A 2,045-nucleotide genomic window follows, 5' to 3' on the forward strand; every position below is an offset into this window, starting at 1 on the left:
ACCTTTTACAAAGCCAGGCATTTTGCCCTGCCATAACTGCGCCAGCTGCTGGCTGGATATCTCACCTTTTGCAGTCACCAATGTCGACTCCGTTCCAGGTAGGACATCAATCTTCATAGGCCTGTCTAAAAAAGTGGCGGTAATCGCCTCTGCGTTTACTCCATCATTACTGAAAAATAACTGGCCGTTGATATTTTGAATCGGCATATCCGGCATGGCGGTAACCGTGAGCTGACTGGTTTCAAAACTGACATGACCATCGGCATCAGTGGCATTTGGATCAAGTAATGGAATTTTCAAGTTAAGGGCAATATTGCTTTTGCCTTCAGCTTTTACCCAATCGGTGATATCGCCATACCGCGAACTGAGCGGGCTTGCTTGTAAAAAATTCAAGGCATCCTCTGTATTTCCTGATAACAACCCGGTCAGATCCAACACCGGTTTGCCAGCGTAGATATTGTTGATTTCAGCACTGACATTTACAAAATCAAACCCGGCAATTCTGCCGGCTTTAGGCAAAATATCTAATTTGTTGCCGCTGCTCAGAACTTGGCCACTAATATTTTCCAATACCGGCCAGCCTTTACCATAATCCAGGCCTACGTTAATGACATTAAGCGTAGCTTCAAATTCGTTTTCGCTATTCTCGCCAGTAAACGGAAACTCTGCCAAATTGCCTTTTAATTTGAGGCTTCCTGTTTCAATCTGGCCGCCGGTATAAGCCTTTTCTGCCCACTTTAGATAATCCGGATCCAGAATTGAACGCGGCACATAACTCAACCAATTTGCAATTGCCACATCCAGCATCTGCAGATCTATATCGGCAAACGTGGTATTGGATTGATGTTCAAGACCAACTTCACCGCGCAGGGTCATATCATTGTTCCAGATATTCAAATCTGTCAGCTGCATCTGCCAGTTCGTTTCAGCAGTGTTCCAGTCCAGATTAGCTTCGGCCATATCGAAATAAATTGCTTCAGGCAACCAGGTGGGTGCATACATCGTCAGGTTACGGCTGCTGATCAGTGCATGGGCGGAAGCCGGTTCCCATTCAACCTCCATACTAAGTCCAGTCACCCCTGGCACTTGATCAACCGGTTGACTGGCAAACTCATCCACAATCATCTTTGCAGACTGAAGTTCATTATTACTGTTCAGTGATAGTTGTATGTCTCGGATATCTCCAGCAGGCTGATACTGTGTCAGTAGGGCTGGTGCTTTATCACTTAATAATGCTAACGCTGTCAGATCGCTGAGACGAACAAAACTGGTTTCTGCAAACCAGCCATCAGTTTCTGAAAACTGTAGATTTAATGTGGACTGAGGCCAACTGTCATCATCAATAGTTAGCTGGATCGGCTCGGCAGCTAATTGCCATGCAGTTCCATCTCCCTGCCAGTTAAATTCTCCTGACAAAGAATTTATAGTGACTGATCCACGATCTGGATGACTCAGGTTTTCCAGTGCAACATCTAAAAGCTGAATTTGCCCTTGCCATTGTTTATTCAAGTTTGAACCAATACCAACACTGACATCAGCACGGCCACGTGTCACAGACACATCTTGCATTTGTTGATTCTGAAAAATTGTGGCCAATTGCAATTGTCTGGCGTCCAGCTGCTCAACCCGCCAATTTGAGATTCCTGATGACGTTAACATTGCGTCTACTGTGAAACTTAGTTGCTGCCCCAGATGGTGAGGTAATTGAATATCACCTATCAATGTGGATTGTTTGCCCTGCAATAAGGCCAGTTCATTTACTTCATAAAGACCACTGAACTGAGGTTGCATTTGGTCATCGAATTGGATTTGGGCCGACAATAGTTCGATGCCACGCCATGAGCGGATCTGCTCGGCCCAGTCAATCTGTGTGTCATCAAACTTTTGATCAACAGACTTTCCCTGCAGACCGATAAGGCTGATATCACCATCAGCAGAACGTTTTATGCCCAATTGCAGACCAGAGATACGTGCCGTATCAACCACCAACGCTCTTTGCTGCAAACTGGCAATCAGATCGACACCGATATAAAGCTCTTCTGCGG

At 45.5% G+C, this 2,045-nt stretch carries 1 protein-coding gene; it reads right to left on the reverse strand.

The window, feature by feature from the left end:
* Positions 1-2,045: YhdP family protein (locus tag B3182_RS07640; protein WP_292752218.1), on the reverse strand; the 2,045-nt coding region annotated here is incomplete at both ends.

It is taken from the genome of Methylophaga sp. UBA4204 (assembly GCF_002379485.1).
Lineage (GTDB): Bacteria > Pseudomonadota > Gammaproteobacteria > Nitrosococcales > Methylophagaceae > Methylophaga.